A 17,128-nucleotide genomic window follows, 5' to 3' on the forward strand; every position below is an offset into this window, starting at 1 on the left:
AGGACCACCTTCGAATGCATACCTGGTCGATCTCCAAGCAAGCCGTCGCCGAGCATCAGGGCACTGCTGCGTCCACCTACCTGATCGAGAAGGAAGAGTTCCAGCATCTGACCGACGGCACATATCTGGGGCTGGTGTCGGTGTTCGAGGTGCAGCCCGGCGCCGCACTCAAAGCGCACCATCACCCCACTCACGAATATTGGTTCGTTCTCGACGGTTCCGGGGTGATGCAGGTAGCCGACGAAGCCAAACGCATCGAGGTGGGTGAACTCATCTACACCCCACCCAACACCCCGCACATGCTGCTCAACGACGGGGACACGGTGTTCCGCGCGTTCTGCTTCGCACAGAGCTACGACGGGCAGGGATCCCAGCATGTCGATGTGGACCTGGCTCCCGTCGCGCTGACCGAGGTGTGAGCCATGAGCGCGATCCGGCTGCACATCATCGTCGGCAGCACCCGGCCCGGCCGCGCCGGCGCACCCGTCGCGGCCTGGTTCCGTGACATCGCCACCGCCCATGGTGCCTTCGACGTCACGGTGGTGGATCTGCTCGAATGGGGCCTACCGATGCTCAGCGAGCCCCACCATCCCCGGCTCGGCCAGTACACCCAGGAGCTCACCCGTCGGTTCAGTGAGACGATCGACGCGGCCGACGCGTTCGTGATCGTCACCCCGGAGTACAACTACGGCTACACCGCACCGGTGAAGAACGCACTGGACCACCTGTACCGCGAATGGAACGACAAGGCAGTGGGTTTCGTCGGTTACGGTGGCGCGGGCGGTGCCGCCCGCGCCGTGCAGATGCTCAAGCAGGTGGTGACCACGCTGAAGATGACGCCGATCTTCGAAGCGGTGTACATCCCCTTCGTCCAGACCCTCATCGACGACGACCGGTTCCAGGCCACGGACGCAATGACAGCAGCCGCAGGACAGCTGCTCGATGAACTGGCCCGGGTCAGTCACGCGCTCTCGAGCCTGCGAGTGTCTCCATGAAGGCCGCGGCGGGTCGAGCAGGCGAGCTGAAGCGGGTCCTGGGGGCGAGCACACTGTGGTTCAGGCACGCCACCGTGCTCACCATGAATCCGGCCGTGCCGGACCTGTCGAGCGGCGAGGTCCTGGTGCAGGACGGCGCCATCGTCGCCGTCGCCGAAAACCTTGCCTCAGACCCTCGAACGGCCGGCGCCGTGACCATCGACTGCACCGGATTCATCCTGTCCCCCGGCCTGGTCGACGCCCATCGACACGCCTGGCAGACAGCGTTTCGACGACTGATCGCCGACGCCGACCTCGACTCCTACGTCGCCAGCATCCACGGTGGGATGGCACTGCACTACACCCCGAACGACATGCGGATCGGCACTCAGGTCAGCGTGCTCAGCGCGCTCAACAGCGGCATCACCACTCTGCTGGACTTCTCCCACAATTCGCGCAGCCGCGCGCACTGCGACGCGGTGTTCGAGGCGTATGCACGGGCCGGCGCCCGGGTGGTGCACGCGTCCGCGGCCCCGAACGCCGGTGAGTGGGAGGAGCACTGGCCGCACGATCTGGCCCGACTGCGGGACGCCTACTGCTCGAGTGAGCGTGGTCTGGTCACCCTGCGGATGGGCCTGGACATCAAACGCGTCTGGCCGACCGACCGCCTCCTGGCCCATGCGCGCGAGGCCGGGCTGGCCATCACCTTCGACGGAGTACTCGGCCCCCGCGCCTCCGATGAGCTCTACGACCTTGCTCAGGTGGGGGCGTTGGGACCAGATGTGACTCTGATCCACTGCACCGACCTCAGCGATGATGTGTGGCAGGCGATCGTCGATCAGGGCGTCAGCGTCACTCTGGCCACCACCTCGGACCAGCACATCGGCATCGCGACTGGTGTCCCCCCGACGCAGCGGTGCCGTGACCTGGGCTTGGCCCCCAGCCTCAGCACCGACGTCGAGGTCACACTGGCCGGCGACATGTTCACCCAGATGCGTGCCACCATGGCCACCCAACGGATGATGCTGGCCACCCGACGCTTCCACGGCGAGGAAGACCTGCCGCCGATCATGACGAGTCGCGAGGTCCTGGAGATGGCGACGGTCAATGGAGCCCTGCATGTAGGTCTCGGCGGCGTGGCCGGCTGCATTGCGCCCGGCTTCCAGGCCGACGTCCTGCTCCTTCGCGCGAACGCGTTGTCCAACCTGCCCTTCAACAACGCCGTGGGCACCGTCGTGCAAGGCATCGACAGCGCCACAGTGGATTCGGTCTTTGTCTCGGGTCGTCCCCGCAAGTGGGCCGGGGAGATGATCAATGTCGACCTACCGTCGTTGACTGCCGAGATCGAGGAGTCGCGCGACCGGATCGCCGCCGCGGTCGGATGGCGGCTGGATCCGCTGGCGCCACCGTCGTTCTCCTCTGCGTCCGAGCAGTCACTGCGCGCCCACGTCGACGGAACGCAGGAAGCCACCCGCCTGGAATCACTCGCAGTTCCGAACCCCTGAGCAGAGAAAGCAACTGACGTGACTGATCACTTTCCCGAATTCGACTCCGTCTTCGCCGACGCCGACGGCGTGAAACTGTTCGCTCGCGTCGGCGGGCCGCAGGACGGTCCACCGGTGGTTCTGCTGCACGGCTTTCCGCAGTCTCACCTGTGCTGGCACCGGGTGGCACCCGCGCTGGCCTCGACCCATCGGGTGGTGTGTCTCGATCTGAAGGGTTACGGTCAGTCCGAGGCGCCCCGCGGCGACAGTGCGCACCACGACTACTCCAAGCGCAGGATGGCCGCCGAGGTGGTGGCGTTCATGTCCGGGCTTGGGTACCCACGCTTCTCGGTGATCGGGCACGATCGCGGTGCACTGGTCGGTTACCGCATGGCGCTCGACGCCCCCGCCGCCGTGGAAAACCTGGTGCTGATGGACAATTATCCGGCGTCGCTCATCTGGGACCGCATGGCCGATGATCCCGAATTCACACCACACTGGCGGACTTTCGCGCAGGAAGGCGCTGCGGCGGAGGAGTCGATGACACGGGCCGCACTGGACCGGTTGCTGGCAGAGCACACCATGTCGGGGACTTTGAACGACTTCGATGCTGACGTGCTGGCGACATACCGACGGGATTGGGCTGACCCCGCGCACATTCATGCCTACTGCGAAGACTACCGCGCCGGCGCCCGTATCGACCCCGAGCTCGACCGAGCCGATCTGGCCCGCGGCGCCGTGATCGACTGTCCCACAATGGTGATCTGGGGTGAGGCCTTCCTGGGCCGGGCACCCGAGAAGCCGACCGAGATCTGGCGACGCACACTTGTTCCGCAGATCACCGGCGTCGAAGTTTCCGGCGGCCACTTCAATGCCGAGGAGAGTCCCACCGAGACGTCTGCGGCGATAATAGAGTTTCTGCGGTAGTCGCCTCGGCTCGCCGCCACGCACGACGTGCCGCCGTCACGGCCTCACGTGGGGCAGGCCGCGTGCCTGGTGTGCGCACGCAGACGACGGCTGATCGAGATTCGCGAGCGCTACCGTTGACGACCCGGCTTACTCCGAGTTCAACAGCCCGGACGCCACGTCACGCAACGTCTCTCCGTGCTTCTCGTCCGCCTCCGCGAACTCAGCGGCGCTGATCCGAATATTGTTGGCGTGGTCCTCTATCCGAGCCACCAACACCTTGTTGCGGGAATCCCATCGAGCGGTTCGAGTGGTCAGCGCGTCCGCAGAGCGCCCCGCCCAACCGAAGGTGGCGGACGAAATGCGTGAGCTTGCAGCCGTGTGGCTGGTGGACAAGTCATCACCGCTGCCGGTGACGGTCGTGGCGGCCTGGTTCATTGCATGCGGGTCAACTGAGAGACGTTTCGGCATGCTGCTCCTCAGGACGGTGGTGCGGCCGGCCAGCCCGGGTAGGCCGGGAGGGTCGGATAGTCGGACCGTGGGTGTTCGCCCTGACTGAGAAACTCACGTCGCTGCAGCGGGTCTGGGGCGCGTTCCCGGCACGCTTGAATGTCATCCAGCGCAGTTGGCCATTCTGGCTGAAATCTGTTGAGGTCCAATCGGCGCGAATCGATACGCCAGCCACCGAAAACGTCTGCCTTCGGAGCCCTTTCCTGGCCCTGTTGCGGCGGCAAGGGTGCTGACGGAACCTCGGGTGACATCATGCTGATCTGCATCGCGACGACGCCGTCGTCTCCGGCGACCCCCGGATACGGTCCGTACTTGCCGTTCCCGAGATCGTAACCGTTGGTGTATCCGCCGTACGAGCACACTATGGCGGTGACTGCGCGACCCACCGTATCGACCCGCAGGATGTGGAGCCGCTCCGTTCCGACCAGCGGGTACGGGAGCGGGCGGTCTGCGCCGGGCCAAGCACTGTCAGGGTCGCCCTCGGGCTCTGCTGGTCGAGCCACCGCACGAGTGAATCCTGGGTAGACCACATCAATGGTGCCCATTGCGGTTGCTAGAGCGTGAGATTCGACGAACGCACGGACTACCACAGCCGGGTTGGACAGCAAATCAGTGCCAGGTTCAGCGCTCCACACCGCATTGACGTCCGCCATGACGCCCGTCCAGGGCTCGACAGGTGTAACCCGGTTCGGCTGACCCGAAACTTCCTGCGCACACGAGGATAGAACCGTCGCCACCAGCAGCAACAAGGCTATTCGCATCGTAAATTCTCGAATCATGACTTTGGCGGTGCCCAAGGTTGCGGGTTCTTGGTAACTTGATCATAGTATTCGCTGTCTGATCCGATCAGCGAAACATGTTCACTACCAACTACCTTCGCGATTGCGAGCTGAAGTTCTTCGTTGTACTTCGGCTCGCCGATGCTGGACGACTTCGCAACGCTCTCATACTCGTCGAAAGAGCGGATGCGTCCAGAAGATCCACCTTCACCAGGTTCGACGAAATACGGGGGGAGGGTGATCTCTACGCCATTCGCTTGCAGACCATTGAGTACCGCTCGATGCGAATCGGCTTCGGTCATGTCTGGAAGCGGTGCGTGCTGCGTGGTCGGCGTTGGTGCCTGACCGATGATGTCGGTTTTCAGCGCTGACCCCACGGCATCGACACCGAAGGCGGCGGCGGGACCACCGGGTGTGAGGTCAGCACCGGCGGCGAGCGTCTTGACCGCCATGTCATAAGCAGCCGCCTTGGATGCATAGGCTTCTGCGGCACGAACGTCCGCGTTGACGCCTTTCGCTTCCAGTGCATTGTTGGTGCCGACGTCTACTAAGGCTCGAAGAACGTTTGCCTCCTGCATGTTGGCATCGCGCAGAACAGCATCAGGCATGTCGTTGGCGATACCTTGGGCGTACGCATTCTGATCGCGCAGAATCTCCTCGTAGGCTTTCCCGTTGAACATCCGCGCCGCGTCGGGGTCGGTGTTGAGAACCGAGAAGATTCCTTTGGAAATTGCCATGGTGTCATCGCCCTGGGCGGCCGCAGAATCGGGCGCCGAGAAGAAGGCCGACAAATCGTTCTTTTCGCCGGCGATGTTCGCGACATACGGCGACAGACCTTCGGCGAAGCCCTGCACCAACTTCGGGTTGATCTCGCCCAGCGTGTGATGACCCGGCATGTCCAGTAGCCGCGGGGCATTCTCGCCCAGGTAGCTCGAATACGCCTGCGCGGTTTGGCCGGCGATCTGCGCCTCGGAACCTGTTGCGCTGCCGGTCCAGTCGAACACCCCGGAGATCGCTTCGCCGTCGTCGGCCCAGTGGTTAGCGGTGGCGTATTGCACGAACTCGCCCGGCTCCATGCTGGGAAGCAGCGCGTTCTGCACGTTGGTCACCAACTCGTGGTTCACCACATGGTCGGCGTTACCTGCGGCGAACAGCTGCTCGGCCAACGGATTCGCCAATTGTCGGGTCAGCCCGGGCGGGCCGTTCAATCCCCCCAACTGCTGGTCGAACGCTGACACCTTCATCAGATCGGTGGCGCGGCCCATGATCCCGCGGTCGACGTCGGTGCCGCTCTGGAACCGGCTGTCGCCGTTGTCCACGATCCCGGCGATCACACTCAGATCCTGGGCCGTCTCCAGTTCACCGTCCACCCAGGTGGTCTGACGCAGCGGTTCCTGCACACTCGCAGGCAACTGATCGAAGCCGCCCCGGGTGCTGGTGTCGAAATCGGTTTTGGCTCCCGGCTTGAGCTCCGTCTTCGGGAACTCGACTTTCGGATTGCTCATCAGCTGCCACGAGTTGCCGATCATGTCCCGCTCGGCACCAAGTCGCCCCTCGGCGGTCTGCAGCGCCTCGACCGACATACCGTGCTGCTGCGCCTGCAATTGACTGACCACCGCCGCCTGCTCGGCCGTGAGCGGCACCTGACCGGCCTGCTGCTCCGCCGTGATGGTGTCCAGGACCCCGTTCACCCGGCCCGCCGCGTCTGTGTCACCGGCCAGCGCGTCGTGGACAATCCCTTCGGCGTCCTCGGCGGCAACCCAGTGCTCATTGAGCCCCTGGGTGATCTCGTCAGCCGTCTTGCCTCCGTCGGCGCCCTCGATCGCCGACGCCAGGGTCTCGTCAGCCTGGTCTGCCCGGCTCAACAACCGTTCGATCTCGGCGCAGATGATCCGGTAGTTCTCCTCCTGGATCGCGGCTTCCTCCGGATCACTGGACTGGACGTAGGTGACCGTTCCCGCGGCTGCGTCGATGGTCATGCCCACCGCCGCCGCCTCCTGCTGTAGGTGTTGCCAGTCCGACTTGATGGAACGGATCGCCGTCTCGGCGGCTTTGGCGGCCTCGGCGACGGCATCGAGCTCGTCGGCGTGCAGATTGAGGTCGCGGCGGAGATCGGTGTTGGCCGCTCGGGCGGCGTCGTAGGCTTCACCCTCCCACGGGATCGCGTCGATGACCCGGCCCAGCTGCTCGGACGTCATGCGGGTGGCCGCCGAGTTGTCGGTGGCAGCCGAGAACACCGTCTCGATAGCGTTGGGATCCCAGCGGTCGAGATCCGCCAACGACATGCCCACCGCCACCCCCGTTTGCTGGCTACCGTCGGCAACTTACCTCAGGGCGTGGACGGCCGGTAGTCAGCGCCACGGGCCGAAGTTTCCGTGGTCTTAGGCGCCCGGATGTGATCGATATTCGGCGGGAGATCGCGGTGCGGGCGTTGGCCTACTCAAGTCGGTGAAGGTGTCCCCGAGACGGGCACACCACTGGCTGACGAATTACCGAGTTAGCTGTACTGACCTGAGAGGTTAGGTACGCGGCTGGCGGGTGCGTTACCTGCGAGTGCGGTGTGGCCGCGGTGATGATTGTAGTGGTGTAGCCAGATCGGGAACTCGGCGCAACGTTCGGCGTCGCTGGTGTAGAGGCGCGCATAGGCCCATTCGTCGGCCAACGTGCGATGAAACCTCTCCACCTTGCCGTTGGTCTGCGGTCGGTAGGGTCGGGTGCGGCGGTGTTCTATGTCACCGAGCGCGTCTCGGAATGTCTGAGACCGGTAGCAGGATCCGTTGTCGGTCAATACTTTCCGTACGGTGAAGCCGCATTTGTTGAACCAGGAATGCGCACGTAGCCAGAACTGTGCAGCCGTCTCTTTGCATTCGTCGCTGAGGATCTCTGAATAGGCCAGCCGGGAGTGCGCGTCGATGGCGGTGTGCAGAAAGTGATAGCCGCGCCGTCCGTCGTTGTCCGCTCCGGTGCCGTGGCGTTTGTCCGCCCGAGAGTGGCGCCGACCTGCACTTCGGCCCAGCATCCGCCACCCGCCGCCGGCCGGGATCTTGCCGAGCTTTTTGACATCGACATGCACCAGATCACCCGGAGCGGCGGACTCCATCCGCCGAATGACCCGCCCGGTGGGTCGGTCCAGCCAGCAGAGCCTGGCCAGCTTGTAGCGGGTCAGAACGCGGCGCACGGTCGAGACGTTCAAGCTCAGGTGGTAGGCGATCCGGGCGGGGCCCCAACGCCGGATGACGCGGACTTTGATGATGCGACGTTCGGTCCGGGTCGAGGTCTGATTGGGGCTGCGGTGGGGCCGTGAGCTGCGATCGGCCATCCCGGCCGGCCCTTCCTCGCGGTAGCGCTTCGCCCAGCGCTGGGCGGTGGTGACGGCGACCTGGAATCGTTCGGCAGCTCGTCGCAGCGACCAGCCATCCTCGATGATGCAGCGAGCCAGGCGCAGACGCCCGGTTTCTGACAAGGGGGCATTACGGTGGGACACGAAGACCTCCGAGATGAGTTGGTGCGTTCCTTAGACAGCTCGCACTTCACTCGGAGGTCTTCTTCATGTCACCACGCCACGCCGTAATCCGTACCTAACGTCCGTGGTCAGTACAGTTAGCCCCCCTCTGTGCGACTTCGGTGCGACAACCCCGCTTGTCGCGGTGGTGTCGCACAGAGGCGGGCAAGAGGTGCTGGAAAATTCGGGTAAGGACGGGTAAGGAATTGACGGGTGTGACTGAGCTGCTCGCGCGACCGCATCAGCAGTCCGATTCCAGGGGTGACCCGACAGCCGCCTGCGCCCCTGCCCCACGCACCAAGGACTACGGGTTTTCCGTGGTCCCTGACCACGCGGCTAGGTGCCATCGTCGTAGGCATGAAGGACGTAGTGGTACTCGGCGGCGGCTTCACCGGCGTATGGAGTGCAGCGGGCGCGGTTCGCCTGGCCCGCTCGGTGAGTGAGGACGACCTCCGCGTGCGGCTGATCAGCGCCGGCGACGACATGGTGGTCCGCCCGCGACTGTACGAGCGCAATCCCGACAAGATGCAGATCAGCCTGGACAGCCTGCTGGGCCCCATCGGCGCCAACCGCATCAACGCCCGGGTCGAGTCCATTGACGTCGCCGCCCAGATCGTCACCGCCCGGGGGCACGACGGCGCACTCGTCACCGCAACTTATGACCGGCTGGTGCTGGCCACTGGCAGCCAACTCAACCGGCCCACCTTCCCCGGCTCTGCGCAAGCCTTCGACTTCGACACCCTCGACGCCGCCACCGCACTGGATGCCCACCCGCACCGACTCCCCCACCTCGCCAAAGAGTGCCAGTACACCGCGGTGGTGGTGGGCGCCGGGTTCACCGGCCTCGAGAGCGCCACCGAACTGGCCATCAACACCCTGTGGATCTACCCACCCGCCGACTCCGCCGACGCACTGCTCGCCAAGGCCGGCCACTTCAGCAATAGCGCATAGGAGGAAATATGCGAACAACGAAGATCGTGGTCGTCGGCGGCGGATACGCCGGCGTCCTGGCCGCCAACCGGCTGAGCCAGCGCCCCGACATCGACATCACCCTGGTCAATCCGCGCCCCACCTTCGTCGAGCGAATCCGCCTGCACCAGTTGGTCGCCGGCAACGATGACGCCGTCGCCGACTACTCGACGATCCTGACCGACCGCGCCAAGCTGGTGGTCGACAGCGCCGACCGCATCGACGCCGGCACCAAGAAACTACTCCTCACATCGGGCGCGACCCTGGACTACGACTACCTGGTCTACGCCGTCGGCAGCACCGCAGCCGTACCCGCCACCGTGGCGGGCGCCCGCGAGTTTGCCTTCCCGCTCGGCGAATTGGAAGCCGCACAGCGCCTGACGGAACGGCTGAAGGATGTCCCGCTGCAGGCACCGATCGTGGTGGTCGGCGGTGGTTTGACCGGGATCGAGGCCGCCTCCGAATTCGCGGAAGCAGGCCGCACCGTCACCCTGGTGACCGGCGCACTGGGCCCTTCACTGGCCAACGGCGGCCGCAGGTCGGTGGCCAAACACCTCGACAAGCTCGGCGTCACCGTGCTGGACAACGCCACCGTCACCCGCGTCGACAAGGATCGAATCACATTGCGCGACGGCACCGAACTGCCGAGCGCGGCCACCGTGTGGACCGCCGGCTTCGGTGTCCCCACCCTGGCTGCCGACAGCGGCCTGCGCGTCGACCGGCTCGGCCGGCTCCTTACCGACGAGACCCTCACCAGCCTTGACCATCCCTCGATCATCGCCGCCGGCGATGCGGCCTCACCGTCGGGTGTCCCATTGCGGATGAGCTGCCAGCTCGCCATGCCGCTGGCATCCCACGCCGCCGACACCATCCTGGCGCGCCTCGACGGCAGAGAGCCCAAGAACCTGAACCCAGCCTCGGTGGGTCAGTGCATCAGCCTGGGCCGACACGCCGGCACCATCCAGATGTCGCATTTCAATGATGAAGCGCTGCCGCTGCACATCGGCGGCCGCCTCGCGGCGTCCATCAAGGAGTCGGTGTGCAAGGGCACGCTGTCGTTCCTGGCCAAGGAGGCCCGCAAGCCGGGCAGCTACTTCTGGCCCAAAGGCGGTAAACGCCAGAAGAATCTGAAGAGAGGGACAGTCGGTGTCTGACGTCATGGACAAGCTGATGAAGGCGATGACCGTCATCCAGTCGGTCAAACCGCCCCACATTCCCGAGGGTGCCGACGCGATGACCGCGATCATCGAATGGGGCCCCGGCGACAAAGGCGCCCCGCCGCACCGGCATCCCGGCGGGCCGTGCTTCGGCTACGTCCTCGAGGGCGAGATGCTCTTCGAGTTGGAAGGTGAAGCGCCGCGGGTCATCAAGGCCGGTGAAGCGTTCTGGGAGCCCGGCGGCGACGTCATCCACTACTCCGACGGCAACAACCGCGACGACATCCCGCTGCGGTTCCTGGTGACCATGCTCTGTCAACCGGGCGTCGACATGTTCGTCCTCGTCGACGACGCAGAACTCGAGCAACGCAAAGACCGCCGCTTCCAGAAGGGACAAGAAGGATGAAGATCACCGTGGTAGGCGCCACCGGCCAGATCGGCGCGCAGGTCGTCGAATTGCTCACCGCCGCAGGACATGCCATCAACGCAGCATCGCGGTCCTCCGACGTGGATGCGGTCAGCGGCGAGGGGGTGGCGGCCGCGTTCGCCGGTGCCGACGCCGTTGTCGACGTCCTCAACTCCCCCAGTATGGAACCCGGCCCCGCCGTGGACTTCTTCACCGGCTCGGCCACCACCTTGCTCGCAGAAGCCAAGAAGGCCGGCGTGCAGAACTATGTGCTGTTGTCCATCGTCGGTGTCGGCAGCATCGAGGCCGACGGCTATCTGCGCGGCAAACATCTCCAGGAAGAACTGGTGGCCAACTCCGGCGTGCCCTACACCATCGTGCGGGCCACCCAGTTCCACGAGTTCACCGAGGGCATCGCCGGATCACTGGTGGTCGACGGTGAAGTACACGCCCCCGACGCGTTGATCCAGCCGGTCTCGGCCGCCGAGGTCGCCGGGGTGGTCGCCCGTGTCGCCACCGAAGCACCGCGCAACGGTGTGCTGAATTTCGGTGGGCCGGAGAAGATGTCATTCGCCGACCTGGCGCGCGCCATCTTCACCGCTCAGGGCAAGGACCTGCCCGTCGTCGTCGATCCGCAGGCCACCTACTTCGGTGTCCCCGTGGCCCAGAACAGTCTGGTCACCGGCGACGGCGCCGAATTGGGCACCACCCGGCTCGCGGAGTGGCTGGACCGATGAATGAGCTGGCCGGCCGTACCGCACTGGTCACCGGCGGCACCGCCGGCATCGGCTTTGCGACGGCCCGCCGGCTGGTGGACGCGGGGGCCTCGGTGATCATCACCGGGCGCAATCCTCAACGCGGACAACAGGCTCGCGACGCCCTCGGACCGACGGCACAGTTCGTCGCCGTGGACATGGCCGACTCGGCCGGAGTGGAGCGGCTGGCCCGCGAGCACGCGCTCGACATCCTGGTCAACAACGCGGCACGCTTCCCGGCCAGCCTGACCGTCGACCAGGACGAGAACGAGTTCGGGCACACCTTCGCCACCAATGTGCGCGGCCTCTACTTCCTGGTGGCCGCGACGGTACCCACCATGATCCGTCGAGGTGGCGGGGCCATCGTCAACGTCTCCTCCATGGTGGCCTCCAAGGGTGTTCCCGGCGCCTCGGTGTACAGCGCGTCCAAAGCCGCGGTCGAGCAGTTGACCCGCACCTGGGCGGTCGAATTCGGCGCCCACAACATCCGGGTCAACAACGTCGCGCCGGGTCCGACCGCCACCGAGGGCGTCGCGGCCGAATGGGGTGACACCAACGACGAACTCGGCCGGGCACTGCCGCTCGGGCGGACGGCGGATCCCGCGGAGATCGCCGAAGCGATCTACTTTCTGGCCTCCCCGCGCGCCAGTTTCATCACCGGTACCACTCTGCATGTCGACGGCGGCGGCACCGCCGTCTGAAAGGAGAATGGTGGACTTCGACGACGTGGTCCTTCGGCGTCATTCCTCGCGAATGTTCCTACCGGACAAACCCGTACCAGAGGAACTGCTGCAGGAGGCGCTGACGCTGGCCATGCGCGCACCCTCGAACTCCAATGTGCAACCGTGGCGGCTGTTCCTGGCGTCCGGCGCTCGACGGGAGCGCCTGGGCGCGGCGTTGGCAGCGCAGGTGCGCACCACTCCGCCGCCGACTCTCGGTCTGCCAGAATCGCACAGCCACCTTCGCCGCCAGCTGGGCGCCCTGCTGTATGGCGCGATGGGCATAGCCCGCGACGACGACGAGGGCCGCTGGAACGCGCAGCTACGCAACTGGGACTTCTTCCACGCCCCGGTGGCCGGCATCGTCTGCATGCATCGCGATCTCGGTCTCCCCGACGCCCTCGGCGTGGGGATGTTCCTGCAGACGCTGCTCCTGGCGCTGACCGAACGTGGCCTCGACAGCTGTGTGCAGGTCTCCACCGCCCTCTACCCGGACGTGGTGCGCCAACAGCTTGACATCCCCGACGAGCTCACCGTGCTGTGCGGTATCTGCATCGGTTACGCCGACCCGAGTTTTGCGGCCAACAGCATCGAGACACCGCGCAACCCGGTGACCGACAACGTCGTTTTCCTCGACGACTGACATGGACAGCCAGACTCCGCTGACCACCGGCCAACCCATGGCAGGGTGGCGCGAACTCCTCGACCCTGCGCCGCGGGTGGCGGCGCAGAGCCTCAAGGTCGAACTGCGTACGGTGTTCATCTTCGAGTTCCTCACCGATGAGCAACTCGACGCCCTCGCCGGGAACGGCACCATCACCACCATGCCGGCAGGACCGGTGTGCCGGGAAGGTGAGCCGGCACAGTCCTTTTACGTGTTGCTCGACGGTGGCGATGTGGTGATGACCAAGCGCTCCGGGGACCACGACGTGGAACTGCACCGAACATCGGAACGAGGTTTCTACTTCGGCGCGATCTCGGGCTGGGGCTCCGTCTACGACGTCACGGTGCGGGTGACGCGCCCATCGCGGTTGTTCGTAGTGGAAGCCGACTTCTTCACGCGGTTCATGCAGACGGTGTGGCCCGTCGCAGTGCATCTGCTCGAAAGCACCGCGATCGGCGGGCTGCGCCAGCGTCAGCTCCTGGGCCTACAGGAGAAGCAGCACGCGCTGGCCACCATCACCGCCGGGCTCACCCATCAGCTCAACAACCCTGCCGCGGCCACCGTGCGCGCGGTCGCCGACCTCCGCGACAGTTTGGCCGAGTCGCATCGCGATCTCGGTGTGCTCGCCACTGCCACTCCGGACGCCCTGCCGACCTTGCTGGGCCTTCAGGCCGAGATTGCCGTAGCCATGCCGGCATCAGCACTGTCGCCGCTGGAGGCCGCAGATCGCGAGGACGCGATCGAGCAGTGGTTCACCGAACACGGCATCAACGACAGTTGGCGCTACGCCTCGACATTGGTGGAGGCGGGTCTGGATATCGGCTGGCTGAACTGCGTCGCGGCGGCCGTCGGACGGGCGTCGCTGGAGTGTGCCGTGAACTGGCTCAAACAGCTCATCGACATCGACCTGCGGATCCGGGAGATCGCCGAGGCCGGCAACCGCATCGCGGCACTGGTCAACGGCGCCAAGCCCTACTCCCAGATGGACCGCGGACCCTACCAGTGCATCGACATCCACGAGATGCTGCGCAGCACCGTGCTGATGTTCGGTGACAGGGTCGCCATGGTCGGCAAACCCGTCACACTGGTCAAGGACCTCGACCAGTCGCTGCCCGAACTACATTGCTACCCGGCCGATCTCAACCAGGTGTGGACCAACTTGATCGACAACGCTCTCTACGCGATGAACGGTCACGGCACACTGACGGTGCGCACCAGACGTGAAGGCGACTCGATGATCCGGGTGGAAATCTGCGACGACGGACCCGGCATTCCCGACGACCTCATCGGTCGCATCTTCAACCCGTTCTTTACCACGAAGCCGGTGGGTGAGGGCCCCGGGCTGGGTCTGGACCTGGCGTGGCGCATCGTCGTCGACCGGCACCGCGGCCACATCTCGGTGCAGTCCACACCGGGCGACACCCGGTTCATCGTGTGCCTGCCGCTCGAAGCGCCTGCCCCGGGCAGTTAGGGGAACTTCTGCCGCAGCTGCCGCCGCGACCGAATCCCCAACTTCGTGAACACCTTCCGCAGATGCCACTCCACGGTGTGCGCACTGATGAACAGCTGGCCGCCGATCTCCTGGTTGGTCAGACCCTGGCCCGCCAGTTCGGCGATCTGACGTTCCTGCGGGCTCAGCTGGTCACCGGCTCTGGTCGGCTGCTTACGGGTCTTCTGGCCGGCGGCCTGCAGTTCGCGGCGCGCCCGTTCGGCGAACGCCACCGAACCCATTTGGACGAACTCGTGGTGGGCTATCCGCAACGGCTCACGTGCGACGGTGGCAGGACCGTTGCGGCGCAACCATTCCCCGTAGAGCAGGTGGCTGCGAGCGACCTGGATCCGCAGCCCGGTTCGGTCGAAGTGCCCGATCGCCTCCCGGTACCGGGCTTCAGCTTCGTCACCGCTGCTGAGCAGCGCCTGTGACCGGGCCAACGAGCCGAGCGCACGTGGTGTGCCGGACGCCAGCGTACGGTCCCGCAGCCGGTCGAAGGCCTGCGCGGCAAGGGCGGTGTGCTCGCCGCGCACGCCCGCCTCCACCATCTCGGACAACACCTCCGGGTAGAACCCGAGATCGTCGTACTCGGCGGCGCTGCGCGCGGCCGCCAGCGCGTCGCCGTAGCGGCCCAACCCGACGTTGAGCACCGCGGTGGCGTAATGCGCCAGCCCGATCACCCGCCCCTCACCACGGGCCCGGCCGGAGGCCAGGGCAGCCGTCGCCAATCGGGTGACCTCGGGTTCGTCGCCGCGCCAGGCCGCCACGACGATGCGGTGGTACTTCAACGGCGCGTAGTCGATGGCGATCGACAGATCGTTGGCTTCGGCGACAAGGGCACTCGCCGTTGCCAGTTCACCGCGCTCGACGGAGGCGCCGGCCCGCGACAACAGCGCCGACGGCAGCAGCGCCAGGGCGCCGCTGTCGGTGGCCAGCCGCACCGCATGCGCCGCGATGTCATGCCAGCCGTCATCCCATGTCTCGTGGATCAAGCAGTCGTGGACCAGGGGGAACGCCCGCCAGAACCACCCCGACCCGTCGACCGTGGCTTCCTTGAGTGCGTCCAGGGCGCGGCGCATGGCGGGCATCGCCTCCACAGCACCCACCGCCAACCGCGCGGCCAGCGCATGGGTCACCAGGTCCAGCGGGGTCTTCGGCTGCATCGTCGCCAGCGCGGACCGAGCGGTCACGGCAACATCGGTGGCCAGGCGCTCGCCGATGCGCCCGACGTACATCGCCGCGCTCAGCGCCTCCAGGTAGGCCTCGGTGGCCAGCGTGCTGTCGAGGGCCTCCAGTTGCTTTGCCACCGCGGTGAACTCGGAGACGGCGACGACGAGCGCGTCGGCATCACCGCCGGCGCGCGCTGAGGCGAACGCCAGCCGAGTCCGCAGCTGCGCGGAGCGGGCCCGTTGCAGATCGGTCAGCGGCCCCAGGTCCGCGGTGGCCAGAAGGCGACGGGCGCTGTCGAAGGACGCGATCTCGCGGTGCGCCTCGGCAGCGGCCAGTGCGCGGCCGGTACGGATCGACGGGTCGGGAGTCAACTCCACCGCACGTGTCAGAAATGCTGCGGCCGAGGCGGTTCCGCCCCGCTGCAGCGCCCGCCCGGCGGAGTTTTCCAGGTCTCCTGCCACCTGCTCGTCGAGGGAATCCGCGGCCAGGGCGCGATGCCAGGCCCGCCGGTCCGGGTCGACAGCGGGGTCGGTCACCGCCGCCAGCGCGGCGTGCGCAAGCCGCCGCTGCTCGGCGGTGGCCGAGCGGTAGGCCACCGAACGCGCCACCGGGTGATGGAACTGCACGCGGGTGTCGACGGCGATCAAACCGAGGTCATGCGCGGGCGTCATCGCCGCGGGTTTGAGATCCAGATGCGCCAACGCACGCGACAGCAGGGCGGGGTCCCCGACGGGCTCGGCCGCAGCGACGAGCAGGAGCATCCGGGTGTCGTCGGGCAGGTCGGCGATCAGGGCGCGGTAATGCTCCTCGATGCCGGCGCTGACGGTCTCGGTGTGGATGGACGTGCTGTCCTTCGGAGTCTCCAACAGCGCCAACGGGTTTCCCCGTGCTTCGGCCACGATCCGGTCGAGTACCGCCGCGTCCAACAACCCCGGGAACGCTGATTCCAACAACTTGCGCGCGTAACCGTCGTCGAGGCCACCCACAGCCAGGGTCGGCAAGCCCGCGGTGCCCTCGATCGGTGTGCGCAACGCGAACGCCAACCCGACCGACTCGGCCTGCAGACGGCGCGCCACGAAGAACAGCGTCTGCGCCGACACCTGATCCAGCCACTGCACATCGTCCACCACGCACAGCACCGGCCGTTCGGCAGCGGCAGCGGCGAGCAGTCCGAGCACCGCCAACCCCACCAGGAACCGGTTCGGCGCGGTTCCGGTATCGCGGAGCCCGAAGGCCCGCTCCAACGCCTCGCGCTGCGGTTGCGGTAGGCCCGATCGGAGATCCATCACCGGCGCGCACAGCTGCTGCAACCCGGCGAACGCCAACTCCATGTCGGATTCCACGCCGACCGCGCTCAGCACAGCGCAGTCCCCCGCAAATTCCCGCAGATATGTCAGCAGCGCCGTCTTGCCGATGCCGGCCTCCCCGAGCAGCACCAGCACCTCGCTCCGGCCGGATCGGAGAGCGTCCACCATCTCCCGAAGCGTCTGGCATTCGACGCCGCGGCCGGGCAACACCGCGTTGCTTCGGTCGTGGATCGCCGTCACGATCGAGCTGCCCACCTGTCTGGAACGCCGGATGCGGCCATCGTCCCTGGCCGCGGTACCGGCAAATCCTGTCACGTCGGCCCGGCGGATGCAG

Annotated in this window: 16 protein-coding genes; 11 read left to right on the plus strand and 5 right to left on the minus strand. The window is 66.3% G+C overall.

What is annotated here, in order from left to right; all coding sequences use genetic code 11:
* The first annotated feature begins 14 nt into the window (after window positions 1-14).
* Genes NL241_RS23040 through NL241_RS23055 form a run of 4 tightly spaced genes read left to right on the plus strand, consistent with a single transcriptional unit; the run spans window position 15 to window position 3,385 of the window.
* Window positions 15-419: a cupin domain-containing protein gene (locus NL241_RS23040; RefSeq protein WP_487687424.1), complete on the plus strand. Its 405-nt coding sequence runs from the start codon at window positions 15-17 to the stop codon at window positions 417-419.
* A 3-nt stretch (window positions 420-422) separates the two neighbouring features.
* Window positions 423-995, plus strand: a complete 573-nt coding sequence (locus tag NL241_RS23045) for an NADPH-dependent FMN reductase (protein WP_487687421.1) — start codon at window positions 423-425, stop codon at window positions 993-995.
* Window positions 992-2,479, plus strand: a complete 1,488-nt coding sequence (locus NL241_RS23050; protein WP_487687419.1) for an amidohydrolase family protein — start codon at window positions 992-994, stop codon at window positions 2,477-2,479. The genes NL241_RS23045 and NL241_RS23050 overlap by 4 nt, the downstream gene beginning before the upstream one ends.
* An 18-nt stretch (window positions 2,480-2,497) precedes the next feature.
* Window positions 2,498-3,385: an alpha/beta fold hydrolase gene (locus NL241_RS23055; protein WP_494395141.1), complete on the plus strand. Its 888-nt coding sequence runs from the start codon at window positions 2,498-2,500 to the stop codon at window positions 3,383-3,385.
* Between the two features lie 129 nt (window positions 3,386-3,514).
* Here NL241_RS23055 and NL241_RS23060 read toward each other — a convergent pair whose 3' ends face one another.
* The 4 genes from NL241_RS23060 to NL241_RS23075 form a co-directional block, all read right to left on the minus strand.
* Window positions 3,515-3,835 carry a WXG100 family type VII secretion target gene (locus NL241_RS23060; RefSeq protein ID WP_487687414.1) on the minus strand — a complete coding sequence of 107 codons (321 nt, stop codon included), beginning with the start codon at window positions 3,833-3,835 and terminating at the stop codon, window positions 3,515-3,517.
* An 8-nt stretch (window positions 3,836-3,843) separates the two neighbouring features.
* A complete protein-coding gene (locus NL241_RS23065; RefSeq protein ID WP_494395142.1) occupies window positions 3,844-4,671 on the minus strand; it encodes a hypothetical protein in 828 nt (275 codons plus the stop codon).
* Window positions 4,650-6,938, minus strand: a complete 2,289-nt coding sequence (locus NL241_RS23070; protein ID WP_494395143.1) for a TPR repeat domain-containing protein — start codon at window positions 6,936-6,938, stop codon at window positions 4,650-4,652. Before NL241_RS23070 ends, NL241_RS23065 begins: the two co-directional genes overlap by 22 nt.
* Window positions 6,939-7,150: 212 nt before the next feature.
* On the minus strand, window positions 7,151-8,137 hold the full coding sequence (locus tag NL241_RS23075; protein ID WP_494395144.1) for an IS481 family transposase: 987 nt from the start codon (window positions 8,135-8,137) through the stop codon (window positions 7,151-7,153).
* 375 nt (window positions 8,138-8,512) lie between these two features.
* On the opposite strand from NL241_RS23075, the gene NL241_RS23080 reads away from it, so the two are divergent.
* The 7 genes from NL241_RS23080 (at window position 8,513) to NL241_RS23110 (ending at window position 14,296) form a co-directional block, all read left to right on the plus strand.
* Window positions 8,513-9,106, plus strand: a complete 594-nt coding sequence (locus tag NL241_RS23080; RefSeq protein WP_494395145.1) for an FAD-dependent oxidoreductase — start codon at window positions 8,513-8,515, stop codon at window positions 9,104-9,106.
* 8 nt (window positions 9,107-9,114) lie between these two features.
* The gene (locus tag NL241_RS23085; RefSeq protein ID WP_494395146.1) at window positions 9,115-10,278 is read left to right on the plus strand and encodes an NAD(P)/FAD-dependent oxidoreductase; all 1,164 of its coding nucleotides are present in this window, start codon (window positions 9,115-9,117) and stop codon (window positions 10,276-10,278) included.
* Window positions 10,279-10,282: 4 nt separating this feature from the next.
* Window positions 10,283-10,687, plus strand: coding sequence for a cupin domain-containing protein (locus tag NL241_RS23090; RefSeq protein ID WP_494398370.1), 405 nt, complete (start codon window positions 10,283-10,285; stop codon window positions 10,685-10,687).
* Window positions 10,684-11,424 (plus strand): SDR family oxidoreductase, encoded by a 741-nt coding sequence (locus NL241_RS23095; RefSeq protein WP_494395147.1) that lies wholly within the window; start codon window positions 10,684-10,686, stop codon window positions 11,422-11,424. The genes NL241_RS23090 and NL241_RS23095 overlap by 4 nt, the downstream gene beginning before the upstream one ends.
* The gene (locus NL241_RS23100; protein WP_494395148.1) at window positions 11,421-12,143 is read left to right on the plus strand and encodes an SDR family NAD(P)-dependent oxidoreductase; all 723 of its coding nucleotides are present in this window, start codon (window positions 11,421-11,423) and stop codon (window positions 12,141-12,143) included. Before NL241_RS23095 ends, NL241_RS23100 begins: the two co-directional genes overlap by 4 nt.
* Window positions 12,144-12,150: 7 nt before the next feature.
* The gene (locus NL241_RS23105; RefSeq protein ID WP_494395149.1) at window positions 12,151-12,804 is read left to right on the plus strand and encodes a nitroreductase; all 654 of its coding nucleotides are present in this window, start codon (window positions 12,151-12,153) and stop codon (window positions 12,802-12,804) included.
* Between the two features lie 76 nt (window positions 12,805-12,880).
* A complete protein-coding gene (locus NL241_RS23110) occupies window positions 12,881-14,296 on the plus strand; it encodes an ATP-binding protein (RefSeq protein WP_494398371.1) in 1,416 nt (471 codons plus the stop codon).
* On the opposite strand, the gene NL241_RS23115 is transcribed toward NL241_RS23110, so the two are convergent.
* Window positions 14,293-17,109, minus strand: coding sequence for a helix-turn-helix transcriptional regulator (locus tag NL241_RS23115; RefSeq protein ID WP_494395150.1), 2,817 nt, complete (start codon window positions 17,107-17,109; stop codon window positions 14,293-14,295). The two genes, NL241_RS23110 and NL241_RS23115, sit on opposite strands and share 4 nt — an antisense overlap.
* Between the last annotated feature and the right edge of the window lie 19 nt (window positions 17,110-17,128).

It is taken from the genome of Mycolicibacterium sp. SMGY-1XX (assembly GCF_059132455.1).

Coding starts and splice junctions, on each gene's coding strand:
- NL241_RS23040 (WP_487687424.1), top strand. CDS start 15: ATGCATACCTGGTCGATCTCCAAGCAAGCCGTCGCCGAGCATCAGGGC.
- NL241_RS23045 (WP_487687421.1), top strand. CDS start 423: ATGAGCGCGATCCGGCTGCACATCATCGTCGGCAGCACCCGGCCCGGC.
- NL241_RS23050 (WP_487687419.1), top strand. CDS start 992: ATGAAGGCCGCGGCGGGTCGAGCAGGCGAGCTGAAGCGGGTCCTGGGG.
- NL241_RS23060 (WP_487687414.1), bottom strand. CDS start 3,835: ATGCCGAAACGTCTCTCAGTTGACCCGCATGCAATGAACCAGGCCGCC.
- NL241_RS23070 (WP_494395143.1), bottom strand. CDS start 6,938: ATGTCGTTGGCGGATCTCGACCGCTGGGATCCCAACGCTATCGAGACG.
- NL241_RS23080 (WP_494395145.1), top strand. CDS start 8,513: ATGAAGGACGTAGTGGTACTCGGCGGCGGCTTCACCGGCGTATGGAGT.
- NL241_RS23085 (WP_494395146.1), top strand. CDS start 9,115: ATGCGAACAACGAAGATCGTGGTCGTCGGCGGCGGATACGCCGGCGTC.
- NL241_RS23090 (WP_494398370.1), top strand. CDS start 10,283: ATGGACAAGCTGATGAAGGCGATGACCGTCATCCAGTCGGTCAAACCG.
- NL241_RS23095 (WP_494395147.1), top strand. CDS start 10,684: ATGAAGATCACCGTGGTAGGCGCCACCGGCCAGATCGGCGCGCAGGTC.
- NL241_RS23100 (WP_494395148.1), top strand. CDS start 11,421: ATGAATGAGCTGGCCGGCCGTACCGCACTGGTCACCGGCGGCACCGCC.
- NL241_RS23105 (WP_494395149.1), top strand. CDS start 12,151: ATGGTGGACTTCGACGACGTGGTCCTTCGGCGTCATTCCTCGCGAATG.